Genomic DNA, 21,692 nt, shown 5'->3' on the forward strand with positions numbered 1-21,692 from the left:
GGCAGCACCGGTCGATCGCGTGACAAGATCGGATATGTGTCTGCTTCGGATCTGTCCTCCGTGCCCGCCGCCGAACTTCCCTCCGAGTGGAGCGAGTCGGTAATTCTGCTCGACGTTCGCGAGGACGAGGAATGGCAGCACGGCCATGCTGCGGGTGCGATCCACATTCCGATGGCCGAGATTCCCTCCCGCATCGGCGAGGTGGAACCGGATGCCGAACTGTTTGTCGTCTGCCGTTCAGGCGCCCGCTCGCTTCGGGTCGTGGAGTATCTGGCTCGGATCGGCTACGAGGCGAGCAACGTCGACGGTGGCATGGTCGCTTGGAACGAAGCCGGGCGTCCGATCGTGCGTGACGACGGTGCGGAGGCGAGAATCCTCTAGTGTCCGCATTCCAGGTCTGTGCGCGCTGTTCGACGCGGTGGCCCGTCGGGACTCGTCCGGCGGTGTGGTGCAGTCGGTGCCACGGCATACTGCTGTCGCCTGTCTCCGCGCAAGCTCCCGCCGCAGGACAGAGAAACTTCAAGTGGGTCGCCCGCCGCCCGAAGAGCAAGTCCCCACGCCCTCGTCGGACCCTGCAACCCCGAAGCCCCCGAACGCCGACGTACGACGAGATGCCGCGATGGGGACTGATCGATCGGCCGACCACCTCGCATGTCGAGCGTGAGCCTCGTCTTCAGCGCTGGGCGGGAGCGGCGTCGGGCCTGCTGTTGCTCGTCGGTGCCCTGCTGGTGCTGGCTGCGATCGCCGAGCTCTTTCGATACGGAATCCTGCTGTACAACCGGACGCGGTTGGTGAGCCAGACGACGCTGGTCCTGTCCGACGCATTGGTGCTCTTCGCCGAAGTCGCGTCCGTATGTATCGGCATCGCGGCAGCGGTTGCGTCGGTGTGCTGGCTGGTGGACAGGCGTCGGTCGATATTCGACCGGGCCGGAGCGCGCGATCCACGCAGTGCCCGAGGGATCTTCGTCGGAAGTCTTGTTCCAGTGCTTTCTCTCGTCATGCCCGGCGTGTTTCTCACCGAATTGGTCGACGTGCGAGGCCGCGCGGATCAGGCCCGGTTGCGTGTCCTGGTGCGTATCTGGTGGGCTGCGTGGGTCGTCAACTGGGCCCTGGTGCTCGCCGCGACGCTATGGCGTTTCGAGGACTCGCTGCAAGCGCAGGCCAACGGTGTGTTGTTCTCGGCGTTCGTTGCTCTCGTTGCGGCAGCAGTAGCTTTCCTGACGCTTGTTCTCATGCGAAGCGTCGACGGACTCGGGTGGCGCGGTGGGGCGCGCGCAGCGCCGACAAGGTGGGTCATCGCGGTTCCCGGGGCTGTAGCGGCTTCGAGTGTCTCGGTGGTTCCACGTGAAACAAACGAGGAAGCGGCAGGTGCTTCACCTGCGACGGAGCAGCCCGAGAAGGCGGGCGTGTCATGAGTGGGGATCGGCGAGGTCCCTTCGTCGTCGCGCACCGCGGGGCGTCGGAGGAGAAGAAGGAGCACACGCTTGCGGCCTACGACCTCGCTCTGCGTGAGGGAGCCGACGGCCTCGAATGCGACGTCAGACTTACCCGCGACGGCCACATCGTGTGTGTGCACGATCGACGAGTCGACCGAACCTCGACCGGTACCGGCATCGTCAGTGAGCTCGACTACGAGACGCTGAAGGGGTTCGATTACGGCGACGGCGGTGAACCCGCCGATCTGTTGACCCTCGCTGATCTGATTTCACTCGTGCTCGACTGGAATTCCAAGCCCACGAAGCTGTTCATCGAGACCAAGCACCCGGTGCGCTACGGGTCGCTCATCGAGAGCAAGGTGTTGGCCGAGCTTCACCGGTTCGGTATCGCCCAGCCTGCTTCGGCCGATCACTCACGAGCTGTGATCATGTCCTTCGCGCCGACGGCGGTGTGGAGAGTACGCAGGTCGGCGCCGATGCTTCCCACTGTGCTGCTCGGCGATACCTCGCACTACCTCGGCGGCGGAGCTGCGACTACGGTCGGCGCTACGGCAGTCGGTCCGTCGATCAAGAGCCTGCGTGAGCGTCCGTCGATAGTCGACCGGGCTGCCGCGTCGGGACGCGCGACGTATTGCTGGACGGTGGACGAGAAGGCCGACGTAGAGCTGTGCCGCGAACTCGGCGTCGGGTGGATTGCGACGAACAACCCGGGCCGAACCAAGGCGTGGCTCGAGCAGTAGCCCGCGGAGTGACCCGGGTTCATGGCCTGCGTGTAGGTTTCGGTCGTGGGTAAGAGCAAAAGAAACAGTGGTCCGAAGCAGGACAGCAACCGAGCAGCGAAGCTCGCACAGCGTGAGGCCGAGCGCGAAAGCCTCCAGGCCGCGCCGGTCCGTCCGTTCCAGGGTGTCAAAGCCGAATGCGATCTCGTCGCGATGCGTGAGTTCGTGCCGTCGGCTACGGCGCCCCTCGTCGTCGACGGTCGTTCGATGACGATTGCCACGGTGCTGCCCGGCGCAGTGGCGGCGTTGGTGCGCGAGGAAAGCGGAGATGCGCGGGGATTCGCGGGCTTGCAGGTGCAGGTGCACTCGCCGAACGTCGCAGCTGATCTTTCCAGCGCGCTCTCCTGGGCGTCGATTGCTCAGCCGGGTGAGTCACTCGAATCGGCAGGCCCTGACGGAAACACGCCGGCGCTGAAGGAAGTACTCGATCCGACGCTCGAGCTGGATATCACCGTGCATCAGGATTTCAACTGGTGGATTCCCGAGAACTCCGAGCCTGCAGCCGACGTTGCGGCGACGGTGGAGCGCGCCAATCAGGCGATCATGCCGTCGGCCCGGTTGGAGGGCGAGGGTCTGACGGCTGCCTGGTGGGTCGATGCAGGCGACAAGGCACACCTGCGGTGGGTTCGCCCGGAAAGCGAGGACGAGCTGATGCTGGCTCTCGCTCGTCTGCACGCTGCAGGGGATCTGTCGCTGGGAGAGGGCTCGCGTTACGCCGGTTCGTTCCGGACGCATGGTCTGCTGGTTCCGGTATTCGATCTCGATTCCGAGATGCACCCGGCCGAATGGGTTGCGCCCACAATCGAATTCGGCAACAAGCTTGCCGAGGCGCTCAGCGTCGACGCTCCGCTGACGTCGGAGCAGCGACGATCGCGTGATGGGCTGCGGTCTCGCCAGGTAACTTTGCGCTGACCGGCGGCTCCGCCGCCAGTGGCACGGTTAAGTGCACCGCGTTGCGCTTAACCGTGCCACTCGAGCGCAGCGAGTCCCGTTAGATCGAGCCACCGGCAGCGCGGGGTGCACCTGCGTCCGATCCGGCTGCGCCACCGAACTCACGGGCGACGAACTCTTCGAGATCGAACAGGTTGTGTCCCGCGCGGTCGGCGATGTTGAGCAGCGTCTTCATGCTGGCAACTTCCTCGACCTGCTCCTTGAGGAACCACTGCATGAACTGCTCACCCACGTAGTCGCCTTCTTCGCGTGCAGTGCTCGCGAGGCCGATGATCTGCTCGGTGACGGTCTCCTCCTGAGCGAGGGCTAGGGCAATCGGCTCACGCGCGTCGGTGAAGACAGACTTGGCGGCGTCGACGCCGGTGAGCTCGACGGTGATGTCGCGGTCCAGGAAGTACTGGACGATCATCATCGCGTGGTTGCGCTCTTCGACGGCCTGCGCGTAGAAGTGCTTCGCAAGCTGCGGCAGGTCATGGTTGTCGAAGTACACGGCCGTTGCGATGTACTGATGCGACGCGTTGAACTCGTTGCGAATCTGGTCTCGCAGAAGTGCGTGGAACTTGGAGTGTGTTGTTTCTCTGATGTCTGCGCTCATGACGGCGAGATTATGCTGGTCAGAGGGTGCTTGTCATCCAAGTTCACCCTTATTGAGGTTTAGGTTGCCTAAATAAGACCGCCCTAAATCTTGACTATGACCAGCGAATTGGTCACAATGCGCCGGCCTCTTTCGGCGGGTTTGTGGTGCGGTTCACCCGGGCCGACGTTTCGCGCGCAACGTACTCCTCGACGTCGAACAGTTGCCCTCCCGCCCGGTGCACGATGTTCAGCAGGCTGCGCATACTCGCGACCTCCTCGACCTGCTCCGACAGGAACCACTGGATGAATTGCTCACCGATGTAGTCGCCGTCCTCCCGTGCCGTGCGCGCGAGATCCGTGATCTGCTCGGTGACGGTCTTTTCCTGCGCAAGCGCCAACTCGACGGGTTCGGCGACCTTCGCGAACTCACCGACCACGTCGCCGACCCCGGGAACCGCGACCTTGACGTCCTTGTCGATCAGGTACTGAATCATCATCATCGCGTGGCTGCGTTCTTCGCTGGCCTGCGCGTAGAAGCGTCGGGCCAGCTGGGGAAGATCGTTCGTGTCGAACCACACCGCGATCGCAACGTACTGCTGCGACGCCGTGAATTCGTGACCGACCTGCGCGCGCAGGAGGTCGTGAAATCGGGAGTGGATCTCGGTCGTGGTCATTGCGCTGACGTTACCGTTCGAGGTGGCCGATCAGGGTCCCGACGTTCGAAGGTCCTCGGGGATCTGCCGATCTTCGGCAAGCGCACCGAAGAACTGCGATGCTCGATCGGAGTCCCACAGCAACACATTGCCGACGTCGGTGTTCTCGAATCCCGACACGGGAACAGTCGTCGTGACGAGGTCACTTCGCATCGCCCACGCGAGGGCCGCGAGATTCCAGATGTGGTCGCCTTCGTCCACACTCAGCGAATCCGCGGTGTCCTTGACCAGCGGCCACAGCCGCAGGGGGTTGAGGAACGTCGACGGGCTCGTCGCCTTCGACAACAGCGCCGACATGAACTGACGTTGGTTGTTCATTCGGTCGAGGTCGGCGAGTGCGGTCGCACGAGTCCGGACGAACCCGAGTGCATCGGAGCCGGAGAGTTCCTGGCATCCGGCAGGAAGATCGATGCCCGCGAGGGGGTCGGAGATTGCGTTCTGCAGGCAGACGTCGACGCCACCGATCGCATCGACGATGCCGGCGAAACCGCCGAATCCGATCTCGGCATAGTGGTCGATTCGGATGCCGGTCGCACCCTCGACGGTCTGGACGAGAAGCGGCGCGCCTTCGAACGCGAACGATGCATTGAGCTTGTCCTGGCCGTATCCAGGAATCGACACGTACGAGTCGCGCGGCAGACTGACCATCGTCGTCGCGCCGCCACCCTCGGGAATGTGGATCAGGATGATCGTGTCGGTCCGGCTGGGTCCGGTCTCGCCCCCGGTCGACAGGGCTGCCTCCTCCTCCGGAGTCAGACCGGTCCGCGAGTCGGAGCCGACGAGCAACCAGTTGGTTCCGGGAGTATCCGCGATCCGACCGTCGTAATTGCTCAGCGCATCGACCCGCGTCAGCGAGCTGTCGACATAGTAGACAAGACCACCGAAGACCAACAGCAGAGCCAGAAACGTCAGCCCGAACCGTCTGCCCCAATGCCGTTTCTTGCGTTGGCCCGGCGGTTTCGCGGGCTCCGGGCGCCGTAACGCGCGTTCCGGCGGTGGTGGTCGTCGACGAGGGGGCTGTGCTTCGGGTGTCGACCGCTCGGTATAAGGCTGCGGCGTCTGAGTCGGCGCGTACTCGTTGCGCTCGCTCGGTCGATACTGCTCGGTCGGTCTATATTGCTGGGTCGGGTTCGGCCCACGGGAGACAGCGCCAGGTTCGGGTGCTTGCGACCACGCCTGCTGGCCGGGAGGCATCGGACCACCGGAACGTCCGTCACGTCGGATGATCGCGGTCCCCTCAGGAGGAAGCGGCGGTGGCCGATATCCAGGCGGTGGTGGGCGGTGCCCCGGTGGTGGGCGGTTCCCGGGTGGTTGTGCCCGGTGCCCGGGTGGTTGCTGACCGGGTGCGGGCGGGCGATAGCCGGGAGGGGGCTGATTACCTCGGCCGGGTGGCGGTTGGGTGCCTCGGCCGGCGGGCGGTTGATTGCCTCGGCCGGCGGGCGGTTGATTGCCTCGGCCGGCGGGCGGGGATGTTCGACGGCCGGGCGGAGGACCCTGTCCGGGGTTCCTGCGATCATGCTGGTCGTCGCTCACGGATCGACTGTACAAGCCGAAGGCGGCGACGAAGCTCCGAGAGAGGAGCTACGGCAGCCACGAGAGATGGTCGCGGAGGAGGGTATAGCCGACGAACGCGACGATGTCGATGAGCGCATGCGCGATCAGCAGCGGCCACAGTCGGTTCGTCTTCTGCCAGAAGCGGCCGAACACGATTCCCATGAGCAGATTCCCGACGCCCGCGCCCAGTCCCTGATACAGGTGATACGACCCGCGGAGCAGCGCCGACAGCAGCAGCGAGGAGTTCTCGCCCATCCCGAGACGACGCAACCTCGAGATCAGGTAGGCGACTACGACTATCTCTTCGGCCCCGGAGTTCGCGAATGCGTAGGCGATGAGGGCGGGGATGCGCCACCAGTGGTCGTCGATCGTGCTCGGAACGACGGTGAGGTTGAGGCCGACGGCGTTCCCGACGAGGTAGAAGAGCAGGCCTGGTAGGCCGATCAGCGCTGCGAGGCCGAGTCCTTGAACTAGGTCCGTCTTGGCGCGAGGTCTTCCGAGGCCGACCAGTCGCGGTCCGAGGCCGGCACGCCACAGAAGGTAGAGCCCGAGAGCGCCCCACGCGCAGAGCCGGAGTATCCGCAGAACCTGGTAGAGCAGGTCGATGATGCCGAGCGAGGAACTCGACGTGTTCAGCGCGACGGTCTGGTCGGCGAGACTGCCGGCAAGCAACGCGTCCTCGACGAGCGAGAGGATGCTGCTCAGTCCGCTCAGGCCGAATGTGACCAGCAGGACGATGGAAATCTCGATGATGATCGCGCGTCGTTCACCCGGATCCGGTGGAGGGCCGTCGTCTCGCTTGTCGGGTTTGATCCAGCCCTTCACATCGATCACCGAACAAGTATGGGCTAGCTCCTGGCGCGCAGCCCGTTGAGGAAGGGGCATCCGGCGAGCACTCGAATCGCTCGGCTCAGCGCCGTGGTGTCGTCGACGGGTTCGGCGAACCCCAGTCGTACGTCGTTGTCTCCGTAGTCGCTTTCGATCCGCAGTCGAATACCGTAGCGGTCGATGCCCAGCGGCCGGATGCGCCCCTGTCGGAGCGATGGCGGGAGGCGTCGGGCAAGTTGGTTGACGAGATCGGTGTGATCCGCGTCGAGATGCTGGAGCCAGCTGGTTTCCATCTCCCAGAACGGATCGGGAGCGGCCGCGAGCAGGTCGTCCACAGCGACCGGCTCGGCTCCGGTGCTGTCGGCGACGACGGCCGAGGAGAGGATCAGACGAAGGAGCACGGTGCTGTGTCCGACGTCGAGCAACGCGCCATGTGGGTGCTCGGCGGCGACTGCGGCCGCCATCGGACGCATGAGGGAAGCCGGGACGGGACGCAGTTCGCCGCGCAGCCAGACGAGCGATCGGACCGGTTCACGCAGTGGTAGCGGCGCATGATCGGTCAGTTCGAGGACCGCCGGAACGCCCGAGCGGGTCGAGCGCCACGCGATGACGCCTGCCGCGGATTCGGTCGGTACTGCCAGGACTATCTCGCCGTTGGAACGCAGGTGATGAAGAGTTGTCAGGACAGGTTCGCTGCCCTCGATCGCCAACGCCGCATCCTCTGCGCGCGCACATGCGCTGCGGACTCTTTCTGCGGTGGACGGTCCGGTAGTCGTGGCGCCGAGCATGGGCTCCTCCGATGCGGTTGCTGGTAGGTGAGGCAAACCTAAGTTAGTTGACGCTTGCCTGTATCGCAAGTGTTGGACGCATTTCAGTCCGCGCTAGCGTGTGTCGAGTGTCCGTTCCTCTGACCTTGGGCGTCCCCCATCGACCCGACCCGCAGGCCCTTGTCGCGGGACTGCTGCATCAGCGCTGTCGCAGCGCCGTCGACCTCAACGAGCGGCATATCGCCCTCTCGGCGGGCCCCCCGGTGGTGGCTGCCTCGGTGTTGGCGGCACTGCCGTCGGGCATCGATCTGGGCAGGATCGTCGTGGATCTCGATATCGATCCCGAGGAGCTACGCGGAGGCTCCGCTGCGTACGAGGTCGTCCGCTTCCACGTGGACGCCGACAACGAGACGGTCGAGGAAGCGACTCGACTGCGATTGCCGTCGCCGCTGGTGATCTTCCCCGAGCTGACGGACGCATCGGTGATGGATCTCGTCACCGTCATCGTCGACGCGCACCGCACGCCCGGTTTCGCTGCGTCGGCCTCGCCGCGTCACATCGCCGACATCCTCGCGGTTGTCGCGCACGCCGACGTCGGTGTGTGCGCACGGGCGGGCAACGGACAGGACGTGCTCGCAATTCTCTCGGCGACAGTCGCCGCACTACGAGGCGACGATATCCAGACCGCGCTGTCCGATCCCGACCGCGACTCGTTGGCGGTGCTGCGCCCGGAAGCCGCCGAGGCGGTGCGCACCGTTCTGCTCGGAATCGAGATCGACGATGCGGCCTCTGCCCATCGCGAACTCGTGACTGCACAACTGGTTCGGCCATTCTCGGCAGACGGTCCGCCGCCGACCACGTAACCTCGTCTGCGTGCCAAGAATCGCGTATTTCGGTCCGTCGGGAACCTTCACCGAGATGGCGCTCGGCCAGTTCGAGGCGGACGGGATGCTCGCCGAGCTCGGGTTCGTCGGCCCGATAGAGCGGGTTCCACTCTCGAGCCCGCCTGCCTCTCTCGACGCTGTCCGCGAGGGCGACGTCGATGCAGCGGTGGTGCCGATCGAAAGCTCCGTCGAGGGCTCGGTATCCCCGACGATCGACGCTCTCCGCGTCGGCAGCCGGCTCCAGATACTCGCCGAGACCGAGGTGGATGTCGCGTTCTCGATTCTCGGCGCGCGTGGAATCGAGTTGGCCGACGTGCGGAGCGTACGGGCGTATCCCATTGCGGCGGCCCAGGTTCGAGTGTGGATGGAAGCGAACATCCCCGATGCCGAAGTGCAGTTCGCGTCCTCGAATGCGGCTGCGGCGCAGGACGTTGTGGACGGACTCGCCGATGCGGCCGTGTCGACCCCGCTGGCGGGTGAGTTGTTGGGACTGTCGACGCTCGCAGGTGGCGTCGCCGACGTCGAGAATGCTCGGACGAGGTTCGTTCTCGTCGCGACGCCCCGACCCGCGCCGGCCCGAACCGGGGCGGACCGCACCGCACTCGTGCTGATGCCGGAGAATGTTCCCGGTGTTCTTCATGCAGCGCTGGGGGAGTTGGGGATTCGCGATATCGACCTCACGAGGATCGAATCACGTCCTACGAGAACGCAATTCGGGACCTACTGGTTCTATGTCGACTGTGCGGGGCACATCGATGATCCGGCCATGAGCGAGGCCATGGCTGCACTGCACCGAAAGATGCAGCTCAGGTTCCTCGGCTCGTGGCCGGTGGCGACGGGAACAGGACGTCGTCCTCCTTCGTTGGACGAGGAGATCGATTGGCTGAACAGGCTTCGCAACGGAGAGGGGGACCGATGACGGGAAAGCTCGTACTCGTGCGCCACGGACAGACGTTCTCGAATGTGGACAAAGTCCTCGACACCAGCCTCCCCGGGGCGTCCCTGACCGACCACGGCCACGAGCAGGCACGCCGCTACGGAGCATCGATCTCCGAAGCGACCGTGGGCATCGTGGTGTCTTCGTTCGCGCTGCGAGCTGTGCAGACTGCCGAGCACATTGCCGCCGCGACATCCGTCGTATTCCAGCAACGTGAGGGCATCCACGAAACCCAGGCGGGCCACTGGGAGGGCCGGACCGACGACGTCGCGCACAAAGGATTCACCGAGATCTACGGGCGTTGGCACTCGGGTGATCTCGACGCCCGTGTGCCCGGCGGTGACAGCGGCCGGTCGGTGCTGGATCGGTACGTTCCAGTGCTCGAGGACCTGCGCGAGAAATTCCTGACGGACGTCGAGGCTCCCGACGTGGTGGTGGTCAGCCATGGCGCAGCAATCAGGCTGGTGGCCGCGGTGTTGGGAGGCGTCGACGGCGAATTCGCTGCAGACAATCACCTCGACAACACGCAGAGCATCGAGCTCGTACCCGGCGCACGCGGGTCGTGGTCCTGCGTTCGCTGGGGCACGTTCGTCCCGCCCTTCGATGGCAAGGGCAGCCGGATCGCAGACTATCCGATCAGCTAGCTGCTCGCGTCCGCCGTCAACTCCCTCAGTGCCGATTTCATCCTGATGTCGGTGCCTGCCGAGAGCGTCGACCAACGTCGGCCGTCGGCTGCGGTGCTCGACGTGGCCGCAATTCGGCCACGGTGGGTGTCGAAGAACGCAACAGGATGCGCGCCCGTCGTCCGATTGCCGGACCGGATGGCGACCGCCGTGATCTCCGCATGGCCCGAGCACGTGCTCATCGCCGACGCGACGTCGAATGCCACGTCCGTGTCGATGCCGATCCGGGTCAACCGTGCTGCCGTTCCACTCGCGTCGGCGGGAGTCGCGTCGAGCGCCTCGGACAGCAGATCGGTCGGTGCGGACAGACCGCGGAAGTCCATCGCGCGGCCCGGCCCAAGAGCACCGAGCAATTCGGTGGCCGCATCGCTGCGCACCGGCCGAACGGTGAGTGGACCGCCGTTCCTGACTGCGATGACGGTCCCGGCGTCGCCCTCGGCCACACACACTCTGACCACGGGGACATCGTCGGTGAACGGCCGCGGCACCAGTCGGGCCGAGACGTACCATCGTGGCTGCTCCAGAATGCGCAGCCAGGCCTCCACGTCCTGGTGAATCCGACCGTCGCGAACAAGCCCGTCCTCGACGAGGCGGTCGTGCCCGCGGGTGCGCGCGTGGCGGCTCTCCTCGAACGTCGCGAATCGCGGAAAGACATCGAGAACCACCGGTAGCTCGACGATGTTCAGGCTGTCGACGAGGAAATCGAGCCGGTCGGCATCCAACTCGGCTGACGGCAGTGTGTGTCCGAGCGGCTGGGTTCCCAAGTCGATCAACGATCGTTCCATGTCGGGTCCGCGCCGATGACCGATGGTGCGACCGTGCGACCGTCGGCGAAATGCTCGAATTGTCGTAGGTAGCCGGGAGTGTCGTGTTCGTCGTCGTCGCTTCCGCCGGACTGGCTCCCGCCCATCGGGGCGCCACCATGAGTGCCGCGGGCTGCAGCTGCCGGATCCGGCTGACTCCCACCGAGCAGTGTTCCCGACCCCAGTCCGGTGGCACCGCGCTCGCCGCCCCCGGTCATGCCCGAGGATCCAGCGATCGGACCGCCGAGCTTCGATGCACCCAGCGCGCCGAGACCATCCCCTCGGCCTGCTCCGCCGCCTGCGCTCGCGAACGAGCTGGCTGAGACTGCACGAGTCGATGCGAGTCCGGCGGGTGCCGACTCGGCCCGGAACGTCGCCGGCGACCCGCCCTGTCCGCCGCCACCCGAGCTCATCAGAGTGGACGCCGCTGCGCTACCGATGTTCGACGCTGCCGATGCCACCGTCGTCACCGAGGAACCGGCAACCGAGCCGGCGGTGCTGGCGATCTGTCCGGCGGCACTCGCCAACGCCGGATTTTGCAGGGCGGCGGTGGCGGCTGCGATGGCAGCCTGCGCCGGAGAGGTTCGGGTGCTGAATCCGAATACGTTGGTCTCCGAATACGACGTGGAGTCGGCGATGGGGCGGCCCTGGCTGTCGTACCTCTCGACGCCGCCATCGTTGACGATCTCCGGTGGATGGTCGAACGAGACCTGCACTGCCAATGGCGTAGTTGCGGCCTCGTAGGCCTCCATCACTATCGCTGCCCGGATGTCGAGCGCGCGATCGGCGACCTCGAGGGCCTCCGCGCTTCCGTTCAGGGCGCCGCCGGTCGAGTACGCGGTGTACTTGGCCGATTTGACCGCGGCGATCTCCACGGGATTCGGGATCGCCAACGCTGCAGTCGCATACGCCGCAGCCTCCCCAGCCGCCAGCCCGGATAGCTGTGCTGCCTTCGCTGCCGCACCCTGCGTCCACGCCAGAAAGCCGCCGAGGCGCTCCTGCGCGGCGTTGGCCGCATCGCCTTCCCATCCCGCCGCCAGCACCGCCATCACCCGACCCACGGTGATCGACGCGTCGGTGTAGGCCGCTGCGACGGCCTGCCAGGCTCCGGCCGCAGCAGCAAGCGGGGCTGGTCCCGCGCCCGCCAACAGCGACGCCGAGTTGACCGTCGCGGTGCGCGGCAACCACACCACACCGGTGACTCCGAGTGTCATCTGTTTTCTCCTCTGTGGATCACGTGCGCCGCTCCCGATCGTCTCGTCATGAGGGTGAGGTCAGAGCTCGAGGGCTCGGCCGTGTTCGAAGTCGACATCCCGGTACGCCGCCGCCTGCGCGCGCAAGGCAGCGGCCGTCTCGATGAGTTCCCCGATCGCCTCGGCCGCAGCGGGCGCAAAAGTGGATGCCGAGTTTCGGAAGAACCGGTTGGCGAGCAGGGAAACTTCCTCGCTTCCCGACGGGAGAGTCTGCATCGGCAACGAGGCTGCCGTCAGATTGGCCTGCAACCGAGCTGCAGCAGCATCGAGATCTGCTGCAGCAGCTTCGAGAGCTACCGGATCGACCCGGACTGTGCCTGGCATGTGCTCTCCTCGACTGTTCCATCGCCTATGTGTCGTGGGCACAGCGTTCGGATTGCCGAAATTGCGCCCTCGTAGGAATTGGACGACGGCAACCGTCGATCGGTTCCACCTCGAGCGGAAAAAGCTCAGGTGATTTTTTCGGCGACAGCGCGGAGAGTCCAACGCCCCGATCGGCAGTGGACAGTGGTGGAGGTGAGCGGCGGAATGTCGACCCGCCAGAAGGAATGCGGGGGAGCGTCGAGCGCTGCCACGACGACGGCTCTGACCACCGAAGGATGAGTCACCGCACAGACCCGGCGTGGCTCGGTGCCGATGCGGTCCATCCAGCGTCGGACGCGGCCCAATACAGTGTCGATCGACTCCCCGTCGGGTGGCGTCGTGGAAGTGTCGGTCAGCCAGGCCCCGAGCTCGCTCTCCGGAAGCTCGTCCATCGTCAGGCCTGCCCACCCGCCGTACGTGATGTCGGCGAGTTCGGGCACGATCTCGCCCTGCAAGCCCAACCCCTCGGCCGTCTGACGCGCGCGGAGTTCCGGAGCGATCTCGACACCATCCGTGCGGGCGGTGTACGAGATGCGGCGCAGTGCTTGCAGACCGATCTCGTCGACCGATTCGTCCGAATTGAACCGCGCGCGGCGCAGCGCCTCCGTAGTTGCGTGACTGACGAGCGTTACGCGTGTCACCGAGCCACTCACCGCAGTGATGTTAGTGGTCATTGACAGCTGTAGGCGAGGAGTGCCACAGTTCGCAGGTAAGTGCGACGTGTGCAGGTAATTCGGTGCAAATCCGAAACGGTTGCGCCACTGTGATCGGCCGCCAGCCGAAAGTCAGAAAACTCACCGTCGTAGACGTTTCTACGGGACGCATTCATCCCAGGAGGCACTACCGATATGGCTACTGTTGTAACCAAAGGAAACTCCACGGAGTCGGCGGCACTCGCCCTCGTCGTGACAGCGGTGATTCTGCTTGCATTTATCGTGCTCTACCTGGTCGGATTCGATCAGGGTGCCATCTCGCGTAGCGGGATGTACATGCACGAACTGATGCACGACGGGCGTCACCTGCTGGGTCTTCCATGCCACTGACCAAGACCCTTCTGCAGGGCACCTTCGGCGCGCTTCTGATCCGCGGACTGCTCGCCGGTCTGATCGCAGGTCTGCTTGCCGGTGCCGTCGCTTTCGCAATCGGAGAGCCGCATATCGACGCAGCCATCGCGATCGAGGAATCCACCGGCGGTCATTCACATGCTGAAGACGCCACCGCGGTCCATTCCCACGACGAGGAAGAAGCGCTCGTCAGCCGTGATGGTCAGCGTGTCGGACTGTTCCTGGCCACGGGTCTCGCCGGTCTGGCCCTCGGGGCCATCTTCGCGACGGTTCTGTACTACGCCCGCCGATTCACGAACTTGCCCGGATCGATCCTGGCACTGACCGCTGCCGGGCTGGGCTGGATAGCCATCGAAGCAGTCCCGTTCTTCAAGTACCCGGCCAATCCGCCCGCCGTCGGAGATCCCGAGACGATCGACCAGCGGACCTGGCTATGGCTCGCGACGGTGATCCTTGGACTGGCTGCCGTCGCAGTCGGGTTGTACGTCGCCAAACTCGTAGCCGCCAAGAATTCGATTGCGGTGAGAGTTGCTGCGCCGGTCGCGGCGTTCGGAGTCGTCGTCGCGCTCGGCTACGTCCTGCTGCCGAGCATCAACGAGGTGGGCGAGGATTTCCCGGCTACGTTGCTCTGGGAATTCCGGCTGTCGTCACTCGCAACCCAGGCGACGCTGTGGCTCGGCCTAGGACTGGTTTTCGCGTACCTGACCGATCGGGCGTCCTCGTCGGCCCGGGAGTCGGTCGGGGTCTAGTCAAGGTCCATTCGGTCTAGTCGGTTCTAGTCGGTTCGGCCGCTCGGCTTATCGCTTGAATGGACCACGCCAGCTATCTGTTCGTATGGATGGACCATTCAAGCGATGAGGGGTTCGGCGATAGCCGGGCGGACCACCGAACTATCCGAACCCCAGCTCGTGCAGACGATCGTCGTCGATACCGAAATGATGGCCCACCTCGTGGGCGACGGTGATGGCGATTTCCCGCTTGGCGGTGTCGGCGTCGTCGACCATCTCGAGGATCGGCTTGCGGTAGATGGTGATGACGTCGGGAAGGTGCCCGCTGTATTCGTAGCGTTCGGTGAGCGCGATGCCCTCGTAGAGCCCGAGGATGTCCTCGGTCGGGTGTTCGTCTTCGACGAGGATGACGACGTTGTCCATGCGATCGGTGATGTCCGGCGGGAGTGTGTCGAGCGCGTCGCTGACGGCTTCTTCGAACTCCGCGCGAGTCATGTCGGTGGGAATGTCACCCTCCCGAGGTGATCGGTGCCGCGCCTGGCAGCGGTGTGGGTAGTGCACGACCGTCGGGTGCTGCGGGTGGCGGTGCAGGAGGCTCACCGTTGATGAGGATGTCGCCCTTCGCGGATCCGGTGATCGTCGCGAAACCGCCCTCGTCGAGTTCCTTGCCGATGGAACAGCTCACCTGACGGCTACCGGCGAGCCAGCTCGTCACGTCGATCGTCGACCAGAACAGGGTGAGTGTCTTGTCGCGCAGCGCGGTGTCCGAGCCGAGGTACACGTTGACGGCGGCCGTGCATGTCGGTTCCAGATATGCGTCCTGATCGGCTTCGCTGGGGATTCCGGTCGGGAACTGTTGCTGCAGATCGATGATCGAGGCGACTTCGAATGCGTGTGGCTGGCTGCAGTCGACGGGGTCGGCGGGCACGTTCTGGTTGATTCCGATGCAGGTGCCGACGTCCCAGACTTTCGACTGGTCCTGATCGAGCACCGAACCGGTCATCTGTTGGGGAACTCCGGTGTTTGACGACTGTTGGATTCCGCATCGCAACGTGCGTTCGCCGGACGCCCAGCCCGTCTGGCTGGGAAACATCAGGCCGACGCTGAACTTGCCGTTGGGATCGAACTTGGTGCCGAGGTAGTCGTCGACGACGTCGACGCAGTGTTCGTCTCGCAGCTCGCCGAATCGGAGTGCACCGGGATACGCCGAACCGGGCGCGAACTCGAGGCCCGGGTACGCCGTCATGTCGACGTCCTTGGCGACCTCGAATCGGTGCGGTTCCGCACATGAGACTTCGGCGAGGTCCTGACGGTCGGTCGTGGGGTCGTCCGTCGGCGTCCAGTTCAGGCACGTACCGGGATCGGCCGCACCGAAGGTCTTACCGGTGACCGGTCCGCTGGTCGCAGGCCCTGCTTCGGAATGCGTGCTGATCTTCTCCGGCTGTGAGAAGCCGTCGGAAACGAAGAGTGTGACGGCGGCCGCAGCGACCGCGCCGACGGCGACAAGCGCAAGGACACGACGCGCGACGTGCGCGGTGACCGTGCGCTGCTCACGCTCCTTCGGCTCGCGCTCGTTCGGATCACTGGGGGACATCTCCTCCATCATGCCCGAGTACCTTCGTCTCCTATGACGGCACCACAGAATGACGACGCTGACATGGCCGAGTTGGCTGGTCGGCTGTTCACCATGGCGCGGACGGGCGACACGGAGGCTTTGACGCACTATCTCGATGCCGGAGTTCCGGTCGACCTCAACAACGACTCCGGCGACACCCTCGTCATGCTCGCGTCGTATCACGGCCACGCCGCGACGGTCGGAGCGCTGGTCGAGCGGGGTGCCGATGTCAATCGACCCAACGACAAAGGACAGACGCCGCTCGCTGGAGCTGTGTTCAAGGGTGAGGACGCCGTCGTGAAGGCCCTCGTCGACGGCGGGGCTGATCCGAACGGTGGGCACCCGTCGGCGATCGATGCGGCCCGGATGTTCGGACGCGAGGACTACCTGGGGTTGCTCGACAAGTAAGGTTTGTCTCCGTGATCGACCTCAAGTTCCTCCGCGAGAACCCTGACGTTGTCCGTGCTTCGCAGCGCACCCGTGGCGAGGACCCCGGGCTCGTCGACCTGCTGCTCGAGGCCGATTCTGCTCGCCGTGCCGCTGTGTTGGCCGGCGATCAGCTTCGCGCAGAGCAGAAAGCGCTGGGCAAGAGGGTGGGTAAGGCGTCTCCCGACGAGCGTCCTGCACTGCTGGCGGGTGCGTCCGAGCTTGCCGCCAACGTCAAGGCCGCCGAAGCCGCCCAGAACGAGGCCGATGCCGCACTGGACGCCGCAGCGCGAAAGATCTCCAACATCGTCGAGGACGGGGCTCCCGCGGGCGGTGAAGACGACTTCGTGCTGCTCGAGACCGTCGGCGAGATTCCGACGTTCGACTTCGAGCCGAAGGATCACCTCGAGCTCGGCGAGTCGCTGAACTTGATCGACATGGAACGCGGCGCGAAGGTGTCGGGTTCACGGTTCTACTTCATGACGGGCTACGGCGCGCTGCTTCAGCAGGGCATGCTCCAGCTGGCTGCGCAGAAGGCCGTCAAGAACGGGTTCACGATGATGATCCCACCGGTACTGGTTCGGCCGGAGATCATGGCCGGAACCGGTTTCCTCGGTGCCCACTCCGATGAGATCTACCGACTCGAAGCCGACGATCTCTACCTCGTCGGAACCTCGGAGGTCGCGCTGGCCGGGTATCACTCGGGTGAGATCATCGACCTGGCCGACGGCCCGAAGCGGTACGCGGGATGGTCGTCGTGCTTCCGCCGCGAAGCGGGTAGTTACGGCAAGGACACCCGCGGCATCATTCGCGTGCATCAGTTCGACAAGATCGAGATGTTCTCGTACATCAAGCCGGAGGACGCGGCGGCCGAGCACAAGAAGCTTCTCGAATTCGAGCAGGAAATGCTGGCGGCTGTAGAGCTTCCGTATCGGATCATCGACGTCGCAGGCGGGGATCTAGGTTCGTCCGCGGCACGGAAGTTCGACTGCGAGGCGTGGGTGCCTACCCAGAACGCCTACCGCGAACTGACGTCGACCTCGAACTGCACTACCTTCCAGGCTCGGCGTCTGGGCGTCCGCTACCGAGACGAGAACAACAAGCCGCAGATCGCCGCAACGCTCAACGGAACCCTGGCGACGACGCGGTGGATCGTCGCGATTCTCGAGAACCACCAGCAGGCCGACGGCACCGTCCGAGTGCCGGAGGCGCTGGTCCCGTTCGTCGGGACGGATGTGCTGCGCTAGCTGTACCCTCGGCGTTCGCTTCTGCGCGGGGTCAGATCGTCGGCTTGACGTCGTCCGCCCAGGCGATCCGTTTGGGATCGCCGTGGCATTCGACGATGGCGCTGTGGTCACTGTCGAAGTAGTCCCACGCCCAGGACAGGAATGCGTCGACCCTGCTGTGGGCGCCGCTGAGCAGCGCGGCGTGGACACCGAGCCACGCCGCGAACGCGAGGGGACCTTCCACCTGGTGACGGTGTTCTCCGACCTCGGCGACGGCAGCACCCCGGCCGATCATCGCCATGATGCCCTTGTCGCGGTATGCGAACGCCTTCCTCGGTTTGCCCTTGACGGTCAGCAGAATGTTGCGGGCTGTCCACCCACCTGCCTGCTGCGCGACGGAACCCAACTGCGGCAGCGTCTTTCCGTCCGCACCAGGGATGTTCGCGACATCGCCGACGGCATATACGTTTTCGAACGTGGGGACGGTCAGGTCGGCGAGAACGTCGATGCGGCCGCCGTGACCGAGTTCGGCTCGACAGGTGGACGCGATCGGTGACGCCGACTCCCCGCCTGCCCAGATGACGGTCCGAGACGAGATTCGCGATCCGTCGGACAGCAGTACCCCTTCGGCGTCGACGGCCTTCACCCCGATCCCGAGCCGCACTTTGGCGCCGTGCTCGATGAGCTTGTCGTGTGCATACTTGTGCGATCGATCGCTGTACGGTGCGAGCAGTGCAGGCCCGTGATTGATCAGCCAGGCTTCGCCGCGCCCGCCCGGATGATTCATCTTGCGCAGTGCGGTGAAGAGCTCGGCGAAGGCACCAGCGGTTTCGACGCCCGTGGGTCCGCCGCCCACGATGACCACGTCGAGCGGATCGCGCTCGCCCCGCAGGAGATCGCTGACGTGGTGGCGCAGAGTCTCGGCGTCGGCGACCGAGTACAGCGGGAACGAATACTCCTCGGCTCCGGGCGTTCCGAAGAAGTTCGCAGTCGCGCCCGCTGCGAGAACAAGGTGATCGCCCGAGATCCGTTCGCCGTCTGCGACCAGCGAGCGATCGGTGAAATTCACGTCCGCGATCTCGGCCTTAATGACGCGGACCGATTTCATGGACTCGAATATCGATGCGAGCGGCCGCGCGATGTCCTCGGCGGGGAGCTGGGCAGTGGCAACCTGGTACAGCAGTGGTTGGAACTGGTGGTAATCGTTGCGGTCGACGATCGTGACGTCGAGGCCTTTCTTGCCCAGTTCGTGTGCGCACGCAATTCCCGCAAGTCCGGCACCGGCTACCACCACGTGTGTCATGTGTTCCACAGTAGTTCCGCCACCGTGCCCCTGGCGGGTTTATCCTCTGCGGATGGTGCGTCTGCGGTCGTGGCTGCTGAGCGATATCACCGAGCAACCGTCCGGTCATATGGGTCCCTATCGCAAACCCACCAAGGCCGAGCACACGCATCCGTGGTGGAAAGTGATGTGCTTGACGGGTGTCGACTACTTCTCGACGCTCGGCTATCAACCCGGAATCGCGGCACTCGCGGCCGGAACCCTGGCGCCGCTGGCCACCGTCGTGCTGATCTTGCTGACGTTGTTCGGCGCGCTGCCGGTGTATCGACGGGTCGCGCGGGAGAGTCCGAACGGCGAGGGTTCGATTGCGATGCTCGAGAAGCTGCTCCCCAAATGGGGCGGCAAGATTCTCGTCCTGGTTCTTCTCGGATTCGCGGCCACCGACTTTCTGATCACGATGACACTGTCGGCCGCCGACGCCTCGGCGCACGTCGTCCAGAATCCCTTTGCGCCAACCAGTTTGGACAGTGCGCAGGTCATCATCACCCTCGCGCTGCTGGCGCTGCTCGCCGCCGTCTTCCTGAAGGGGTTCACCGAGGCGATAGGCATCGCCGTCACCCTCGTCGGCAGCTTTCTTGCGCTGAATCTCGTCGTGGTGATCGTCGGATTCTGGGAGATCGCGTCCGATCTCTCGCTGCTCACCGACTGGCAGCGCGCCATGACCACCGAGCACGGCAACCCGCTGATGATGATCGCCATCGCACTCATCGTGTTCCCCAAGTTGGCGCTCGGCCTGTCTGGATTCGAGACCGGCGTGGCGGTGATGCCGCAGATCGACGGCGGCACCAAAGAACAACTCGACGGACGAATCCGAGGTGCGAAACGCCTGCTCACCACCGCTGCACTGATCATGAGCGGCTTCCTGCTCACGTCGAGCATCATCACCACCGTCCTCATTCCCGAACAGGAGTTCCAGAACGGCGGCGAGGCGAACGGTCGTGCGCTGTCGTACCTCGCTCACGAATACCTCGGCGGCGTGTTCGGCACCGTCTACGACGTCAGCACCATCGCCATACTGTGGTTCGCGGGGGCGTCGGCGATGGCGGGTCTGCTCAACCTGGTTCCCCGTTACCTTCCCAAGTACGGGATGGCTCCCGAGTGGGCACGCGCTGTTCGTCCACTGGTGCTCGTGTTCGCAGTGATCGCGGTGATCGTCACGCTCTACTTCAAGGCCAGCGTCGACGCTCAGAGTGCCGCCTATGCGACGGGTGTTCTCGTGCTCATCACCTCGGCGTCGGTTGCGGTGTCGTTGTCGGCGGCCAGGCGTGGCCAGCGCGGCCGGGTATGGCTGTTCGGCGCAGTGGCAGTAATATTCGTCTACACGACGGTCGCGAACATCTTCGAACGCCCCGACGGCGTCAAGGTGGCGTCGTTCTTCATTCTTGCGATTCTGGTGGTGTCCTTTTGGTCCAGGGCGACCCGATCGTTCGAATTACGGGCAACGTCGGTCGAATTCGACGAGTTGGCACTTCGATTCGTGTCCGAGGCAGCCGCGCGTGGATCCATCCAGATCGTCTGCCACGATTCCCGGCATCTGGATCCGACCGAGTATGCGGCCAAGGAAGCGCAACAACGCGCGGACAGTCGAATTCCGTCCGAGGAACCGATTCTGTTCCTGGAAGCCAATATCAAGGACGCATCGGAATTTCGGACCGACCTGATCGTGCACGGCAAGCAGAAGGGCGAGTACCGCGTGCTGTGGGTCGACGCGGCAGCCGTGCCCAATTCCATTGCCGCAGTGCTACTGAAGATCCGGGACACCACAGGGGTAAAGCCCGATGCCTACTTCGAATGGTCCGAGGGAAATCCGGTGGCGAACCTGCTGCGGTTCCTGTTGATCGGCGTCGGCGAGGTTGCACCCGTCACGCGTGAGGTACTTCGGCGCGCGGAGCCGGACATCGAGCGGAGGCCGAACGTGCACGTAGGGTGATCTGGTGCGCCCCTCGTTGCGCTTGAATGTCCACTTCCGCGCTATCTGATCGTATGGATGGACCATTCAAGCGGTCAGAAGAACTGTCCCACAGCGAATCCGACAACGAGCACCGCAGTACCACCGATCTCGGCGACGATGAGCGCCCACATGAACGCCTCTGTCCCGTGCACCGGATTCTCGAACTGGTTGTCCGTGTCCTGCCGGATCCCGTGGACCATGTAGCTGACGATGGCCGCGACGAAGAAGAGCGTGACGAGCAATCCGGCGACGAGGTTCACTGCCGTCGGAAAGCCGGAGAACGCCGCCAGAGCTGCGAGTACCAGCGTCGCGAACGAGTACATCAGTGCCGCTCGATGCGCGATGTCGACGTACGGATGGGCCAGAGCCGTCGGTGATGCCATCATTTGCCGGAACTTCCACACTCCCAGCGCGAGCGCCCAGAGCAGGATCAGTCCAGACAACAGCAGCAGAATCTTGGTGTCGATGCCCAGCGTGGTCACAGTGTGCCTCCCCGCCGGCCATCCTAGGGGAGTGTCACCGCTGAGGACTATCTCACAATTAGTTGGGAGTACTTCTATTGGACGTCCAAGTTTGCAAGAATCATGCAAATGACGAGCGTCCGAGACCTGAATGCGCGTGACAAACCCGAAAATTTCGATATCCATACGACGGCGGGCAAGCTCGCTGACCTTCGGAAACGTGTGGCGCAAGCCATGGTTCCCTCCGGTGAGGCTGCCGTGGACAAGGTGCATGCCAAGGGCAAGCTGACCGCGCGTGAACGGATCACGGCACTGCTCGACGACGGGTCCTTCGTGGAGATGGATGCCCTGG

Annotated in this window: 26 protein-coding genes; 13 read left to right on the forward strand and 13 right to left on the reverse strand. The window is 64.6% G+C overall.

Going from position 1 to position 21,692, the window contains the following annotated elements; genetic code table 11:
• The first annotated feature begins 60 nt into the window (after nt 1–60).
• The 4 genes from ACODSO_RS10395 to ACODSO_RS10410 all read left to right on the forward strand — a co-directional run bounded on the left by ACODSO_RS10395 (nt 61) and on the right by ACODSO_RS10410 (nt 3,127).
• Nucleotides 61–381 (forward strand): rhodanese-like domain-containing protein, encoded by a 321-nt coding sequence (locus ACODSO_RS10395; RefSeq protein ID WP_489036928.1) that lies wholly within the window; start codon nt 61–63, stop codon nt 379–381.
• 230 nt (nt 382–611) lie between these two features.
• On the forward strand, nt 612–1,415 hold the full coding sequence (locus ACODSO_RS10400) for a DUF4328 domain-containing protein (RefSeq protein WP_489036885.1): 804 nt from the start codon (nt 612–614) through the stop codon (nt 1,413–1,415).
• Complete coding sequence (locus tag ACODSO_RS10405) at nt 1,412–2,176, forward strand: glycerophosphodiester phosphodiesterase family protein (RefSeq protein ID WP_068377054.1); 765 nt, start codon at nt 1,412–1,414, stop codon at nt 2,174–2,176. The genes ACODSO_RS10400 and ACODSO_RS10405 overlap by 4 nt, the downstream gene beginning before the upstream one ends.
• A 45-nt stretch (nt 2,177–2,221) precedes the next feature.
• Entirely contained in the window at nt 2,222–3,127 is a 906-nt protein-coding gene (locus ACODSO_RS10410; RefSeq protein WP_489036887.1) for a DUF5926 family protein, read from the forward strand.
• A gap of 79 nt (nt 3,128–3,206) precedes the next feature.
• On the opposite strand, the gene ACODSO_RS10415 is transcribed toward ACODSO_RS10410, so the two are convergent.
• From ACODSO_RS10415 to ACODSO_RS10435, 5 genes are all read right to left on the reverse strand, one after another.
• On the reverse strand, nt 3,207–3,761 hold the full coding sequence (locus tag ACODSO_RS10415) for a ferritin (protein ID WP_068377059.1): 555 nt from the start codon (nt 3,759–3,761) through the stop codon (nt 3,207–3,209).
• A gap of 112 nt (nt 3,762–3,873) precedes the next feature.
• Entirely contained in the window at nt 3,874–4,416 is a 543-nt protein-coding gene (locus tag ACODSO_RS10420) for a ferritin (protein ID WP_489036888.1), read from the reverse strand.
• Between the two features lie 30 nt (nt 4,417–4,446).
• Nucleotides 4,447–5,649, reverse strand: a complete 1,203-nt coding sequence (locus tag ACODSO_RS10425; protein ID WP_489036890.1) for an LCP family protein — start codon at nt 5,647–5,649, stop codon at nt 4,447–4,449.
• Nucleotides 5,650–6,036: 387 nt separating this feature from the next.
• Complete coding sequence (locus ACODSO_RS10430) at nt 6,037–6,894, reverse strand: CPBP family intramembrane glutamic endopeptidase (protein ID WP_489036892.1); 858 nt, start codon at nt 6,892–6,894, stop codon at nt 6,037–6,039.
• A complete protein-coding gene (locus ACODSO_RS10435; protein ID WP_489036894.1) occupies nt 6,858–7,625 on the reverse strand; it encodes a DUF2470 domain-containing protein in 768 nt (255 codons plus the stop codon). Before ACODSO_RS10435 ends, ACODSO_RS10430 begins: the two co-directional genes overlap by 37 nt.
• A 107-nt stretch (nt 7,626–7,732) precedes the next feature.
• On the opposite strand from ACODSO_RS10435, the gene ACODSO_RS10440 reads away from it, so the two are divergent.
• Genes ACODSO_RS10440 through ACODSO_RS10450 form a run of 3 tightly spaced genes read left to right on the forward strand, consistent with a single transcriptional unit; the run spans nt 7,733 to nt 10,069 of the window.
• Nucleotides 7,733–8,467 (forward strand): hypothetical protein, encoded by a 735-nt coding sequence (locus ACODSO_RS10440; protein ID WP_489036895.1) that lies wholly within the window; start codon nt 7,733–7,735, stop codon nt 8,465–8,467.
• A 10-nt stretch (nt 8,468–8,477) separates the two neighbouring features.
• Nucleotides 8,478–9,407, forward strand: coding sequence for a prephenate dehydratase (pheA, locus tag ACODSO_RS10445; RefSeq protein ID WP_068377071.1), 930 nt, complete (start codon nt 8,478–8,480; stop codon nt 9,405–9,407).
• A complete protein-coding gene (locus ACODSO_RS10450) occupies nt 9,404–10,069 on the forward strand; it encodes a histidine phosphatase family protein (protein WP_489036897.1) in 666 nt (221 codons plus the stop codon). Before pheA ends, ACODSO_RS10450 begins: the two co-directional genes overlap by 4 nt.
• On the opposite strand, the gene ACODSO_RS10455 is transcribed toward ACODSO_RS10450, so the two are convergent.
• The 4 genes from ACODSO_RS10455 to ACODSO_RS10470 form a co-directional block, all read right to left on the reverse strand.
• Nucleotides 10,066–10,893 carry an ESX secretion-associated protein EspG gene (locus tag ACODSO_RS10455; protein ID WP_489036898.1) on the reverse strand — a complete coding sequence of 276 codons (828 nt, stop codon included), beginning with the start codon at nt 10,891–10,893 and terminating at the stop codon, nt 10,066–10,068. The genes ACODSO_RS10450 and ACODSO_RS10455 overlap by 4 nt on opposite strands.
• Nucleotides 10,878–12,125, reverse strand: coding sequence for a PPE domain-containing protein (locus tag ACODSO_RS10460; RefSeq protein WP_489036899.1), 1,248 nt, complete (start codon nt 12,123–12,125; stop codon nt 10,878–10,880). The genes ACODSO_RS10455 and ACODSO_RS10460 overlap by 16 nt, the downstream gene beginning before the upstream one ends.
• Nucleotides 12,126–12,185: 60 nt before the next feature.
• On the reverse strand, nt 12,186–12,488 hold the full coding sequence (locus ACODSO_RS10465; RefSeq protein ID WP_489036901.1) for a PE domain-containing protein: 303 nt from the start codon (nt 12,486–12,488) through the stop codon (nt 12,186–12,188).
• Nucleotides 12,489–12,613: 125 nt separating this feature from the next.
• Nucleotides 12,614–13,180 carry a histidine phosphatase family protein gene (locus ACODSO_RS10470; RefSeq protein ID WP_489036902.1) on the reverse strand — a complete coding sequence of 189 codons (567 nt, stop codon included), beginning with the start codon at nt 13,178–13,180 and terminating at the stop codon, nt 12,614–12,616.
• A 195-nt stretch (nt 13,181–13,375) separates the two neighbouring features.
• Between ACODSO_RS10470 and ACODSO_RS10475 the strand changes: the two genes are divergently transcribed.
• On the forward strand, nt 13,376–13,570 hold the full coding sequence (locus tag ACODSO_RS10475) for a CbtB domain-containing protein (protein ID WP_068377082.1): 195 nt from the start codon (nt 13,376–13,378) through the stop codon (nt 13,568–13,570).
• A complete protein-coding gene (locus ACODSO_RS10480; protein WP_489036905.1) occupies nt 13,561–14,340 on the forward strand; it encodes a CbtA family protein in 780 nt (259 codons plus the stop codon). The genes ACODSO_RS10475 and ACODSO_RS10480 overlap by 10 nt, the downstream gene beginning before the upstream one ends.
• Nucleotides 14,341–14,481: 141 nt before the next feature.
• Here the strand turns inward: ACODSO_RS10480 and ACODSO_RS10485 are convergent, their stop codons facing one another.
• Nucleotides 14,482–14,814 (reverse strand): metallopeptidase family protein, encoded by a 333-nt coding sequence (locus ACODSO_RS10485; protein WP_082897933.1) that lies wholly within the window; start codon nt 14,812–14,814, stop codon nt 14,482–14,484.
• A gap of 13 nt (nt 14,815–14,827) precedes the next feature.
• Complete coding sequence (locus ACODSO_RS10490) at nt 14,828–15,925, reverse strand: septum formation family protein (RefSeq protein WP_489036907.1); 1,098 nt, start codon at nt 15,923–15,925, stop codon at nt 14,828–14,830.
• Between the two features lie 21 nt (nt 15,926–15,946).
• Here ACODSO_RS10490 and ACODSO_RS10495 point away from each other — a divergent pair, with 21 nt between their 5' ends.
• Entirely contained in the window at nt 15,947–16,342 is a 396-nt protein-coding gene (locus ACODSO_RS10495; protein WP_489036908.1) for an ankyrin repeat domain-containing protein, read from the forward strand.
• 11 nt (nt 16,343–16,353) lie between these two features.
• Nucleotides 16,354–17,607, forward strand: a complete 1,254-nt coding sequence (gene serS, locus ACODSO_RS10500; protein ID WP_489036909.1) for a serine--tRNA ligase — start codon at nt 16,354–16,356, stop codon at nt 17,605–17,607.
• Between the two features lie 31 nt (nt 17,608–17,638).
• On the opposite strand, the gene ACODSO_RS10505 is transcribed toward serS, so the two are convergent.
• Nucleotides 17,639–18,889, reverse strand: coding sequence for an NAD(P)/FAD-dependent oxidoreductase (locus ACODSO_RS10505; protein ID WP_489036910.1), 1,251 nt, complete (start codon nt 18,887–18,889; stop codon nt 17,639–17,641).
• 52 nt (nt 18,890–18,941) lie between these two features.
• Between ACODSO_RS10505 and ACODSO_RS10510 the strand changes: the two genes are divergently transcribed.
• Nucleotides 18,942–20,858 carry an APC family permease gene (locus ACODSO_RS10510; RefSeq protein ID WP_489036911.1) on the forward strand — a complete coding sequence of 639 codons (1,917 nt, stop codon included), beginning with the start codon at nt 18,942–18,944 and terminating at the stop codon, nt 20,856–20,858.
• Between the two features lie 74 nt (nt 20,859–20,932).
• On the opposite strand, the gene ACODSO_RS10515 is transcribed toward ACODSO_RS10510, so the two are convergent.
• On the reverse strand, nt 20,933–21,361 hold the full coding sequence (locus tag ACODSO_RS10515; protein WP_489036912.1) for a hypothetical protein: 429 nt from the start codon (nt 21,359–21,361) through the stop codon (nt 20,933–20,935).
• A 108-nt stretch (nt 21,362–21,469) separates the two neighbouring features.
• On the opposite strand from ACODSO_RS10515, the gene ACODSO_RS10520 reads away from it, so the two are divergent.
• Nucleotides 21,470–21,692, forward strand: a 223-nt coding sequence (locus ACODSO_RS10520; protein WP_489036914.1) for a carboxyl transferase domain-containing protein, incomplete at its 3' end; no start/stop codon positions are given.

Source organism: Rhodococcus sp. FG69, assembly GCF_057808915.1.

What these genes read in the sequence shown, in the direction of transcription:
- ACODSO_RS10495 (WP_489036908.1), top strand. Translation starts at nt 15,947, where the DNA reads ATGACGGCACCACAGAATGACGACGCTGACATGGCCGAGTTGGCTGGT.
- ACODSO_RS10480 (WP_489036905.1), top strand. Translation starts at nt 13,561, where the DNA reads ATGCCACTGACCAAGACCCTTCTGCAGGGCACCTTCGGCGCGCTTCTG.
- ACODSO_RS10435 (WP_489036894.1), bottom strand. Translation starts at nt 7,625, where the DNA reads ATGCTCGGCGCCACGACTACCGGACCGTCCACCGCAGAAAGAGTCCGC.
- ACODSO_RS10475 (WP_068377082.1), top strand. Translation starts at nt 13,376, where the DNA reads ATGGCTACTGTTGTAACCAAAGGAAACTCCACGGAGTCGGCGGCACTC.
- ACODSO_RS10450 (WP_489036897.1), top strand. Translation starts at nt 9,404, where the DNA reads ATGACGGGAAAGCTCGTACTCGTGCGCCACGGACAGACGTTCTCGAAT.
- ACODSO_RS10465 (WP_489036901.1), bottom strand. Translation starts at nt 12,488, where the DNA reads ATGCCAGGCACAGTCCGGGTCGATCCGGTAGCTCTCGAAGCTGCTGCA.
- ACODSO_RS10400 (WP_489036885.1), top strand. Translation starts at nt 612, where the DNA reads ATGCCGCGATGGGGACTGATCGATCGGCCGACCACCTCGCATGTCGAG.
- ACODSO_RS10460 (WP_489036899.1), bottom strand. Translation starts at nt 12,125, where the DNA reads ATGACACTCGGAGTCACCGGTGTGGTGTGGTTGCCGCGCACCGCGACG.
- ACODSO_RS10420 (WP_489036888.1), bottom strand. Translation starts at nt 4,416, where the DNA reads ATGACCACGACCGAGATCCACTCCCGATTTCACGACCTCCTGCGCGCG.
- ACODSO_RS10425 (WP_489036890.1), bottom strand. Translation starts at nt 5,649, where the DNA reads ATGCCTCCCGGCCAGCAGGCGTGGTCGCAAGCACCCGAACCTGGCGCT.
- ACODSO_RS10430 (WP_489036892.1), bottom strand. Translation starts at nt 6,894, where the DNA reads ATGCCCCTTCCTCAACGGGCTGCGCGCCAGGAGCTAGCCCATACTTGT.
- ACODSO_RS10455 (WP_489036898.1), bottom strand. Translation starts at nt 10,893, where the DNA reads ATGGAACGATCGTTGATCGACTTGGGAACCCAGCCGCTCGGACACACA.
- ACODSO_RS10415 (WP_068377059.1), bottom strand. Translation starts at nt 3,761, where the DNA reads ATGAGCGCAGACATCAGAGAAACAACACACTCCAAGTTCCACGCACTT.
- ACODSO_RS10510 (WP_489036911.1), top strand. Translation starts at nt 18,942, where the DNA reads ATGGTGCGTCTGCGGTCGTGGCTGCTGAGCGATATCACCGAGCAACCG.
- ACODSO_RS10485 (WP_082897933.1), bottom strand. Translation starts at nt 14,814, where the DNA reads ATGACTCGCGCGGAGTTCGAAGAAGCCGTCAGCGACGCGCTCGACACA.
- ACODSO_RS10405 (WP_068377054.1), top strand. Translation starts at nt 1,412, where the DNA reads ATGAGTGGGGATCGGCGAGGTCCCTTCGTCGTCGCGCACCGCGGGGCG.
- ACODSO_RS10505 (WP_489036910.1), bottom strand. Translation starts at nt 18,889, where the DNA reads ATGACACACGTGGTGGTAGCCGGTGCCGGACTTGCGGGAATTGCGTGC.
- ACODSO_RS10490 (WP_489036907.1), bottom strand. Translation starts at nt 15,925, where the DNA reads ATGATGGAGGAGATGTCCCCCAGTGATCCGAACGAGCGCGAGCCGAAG.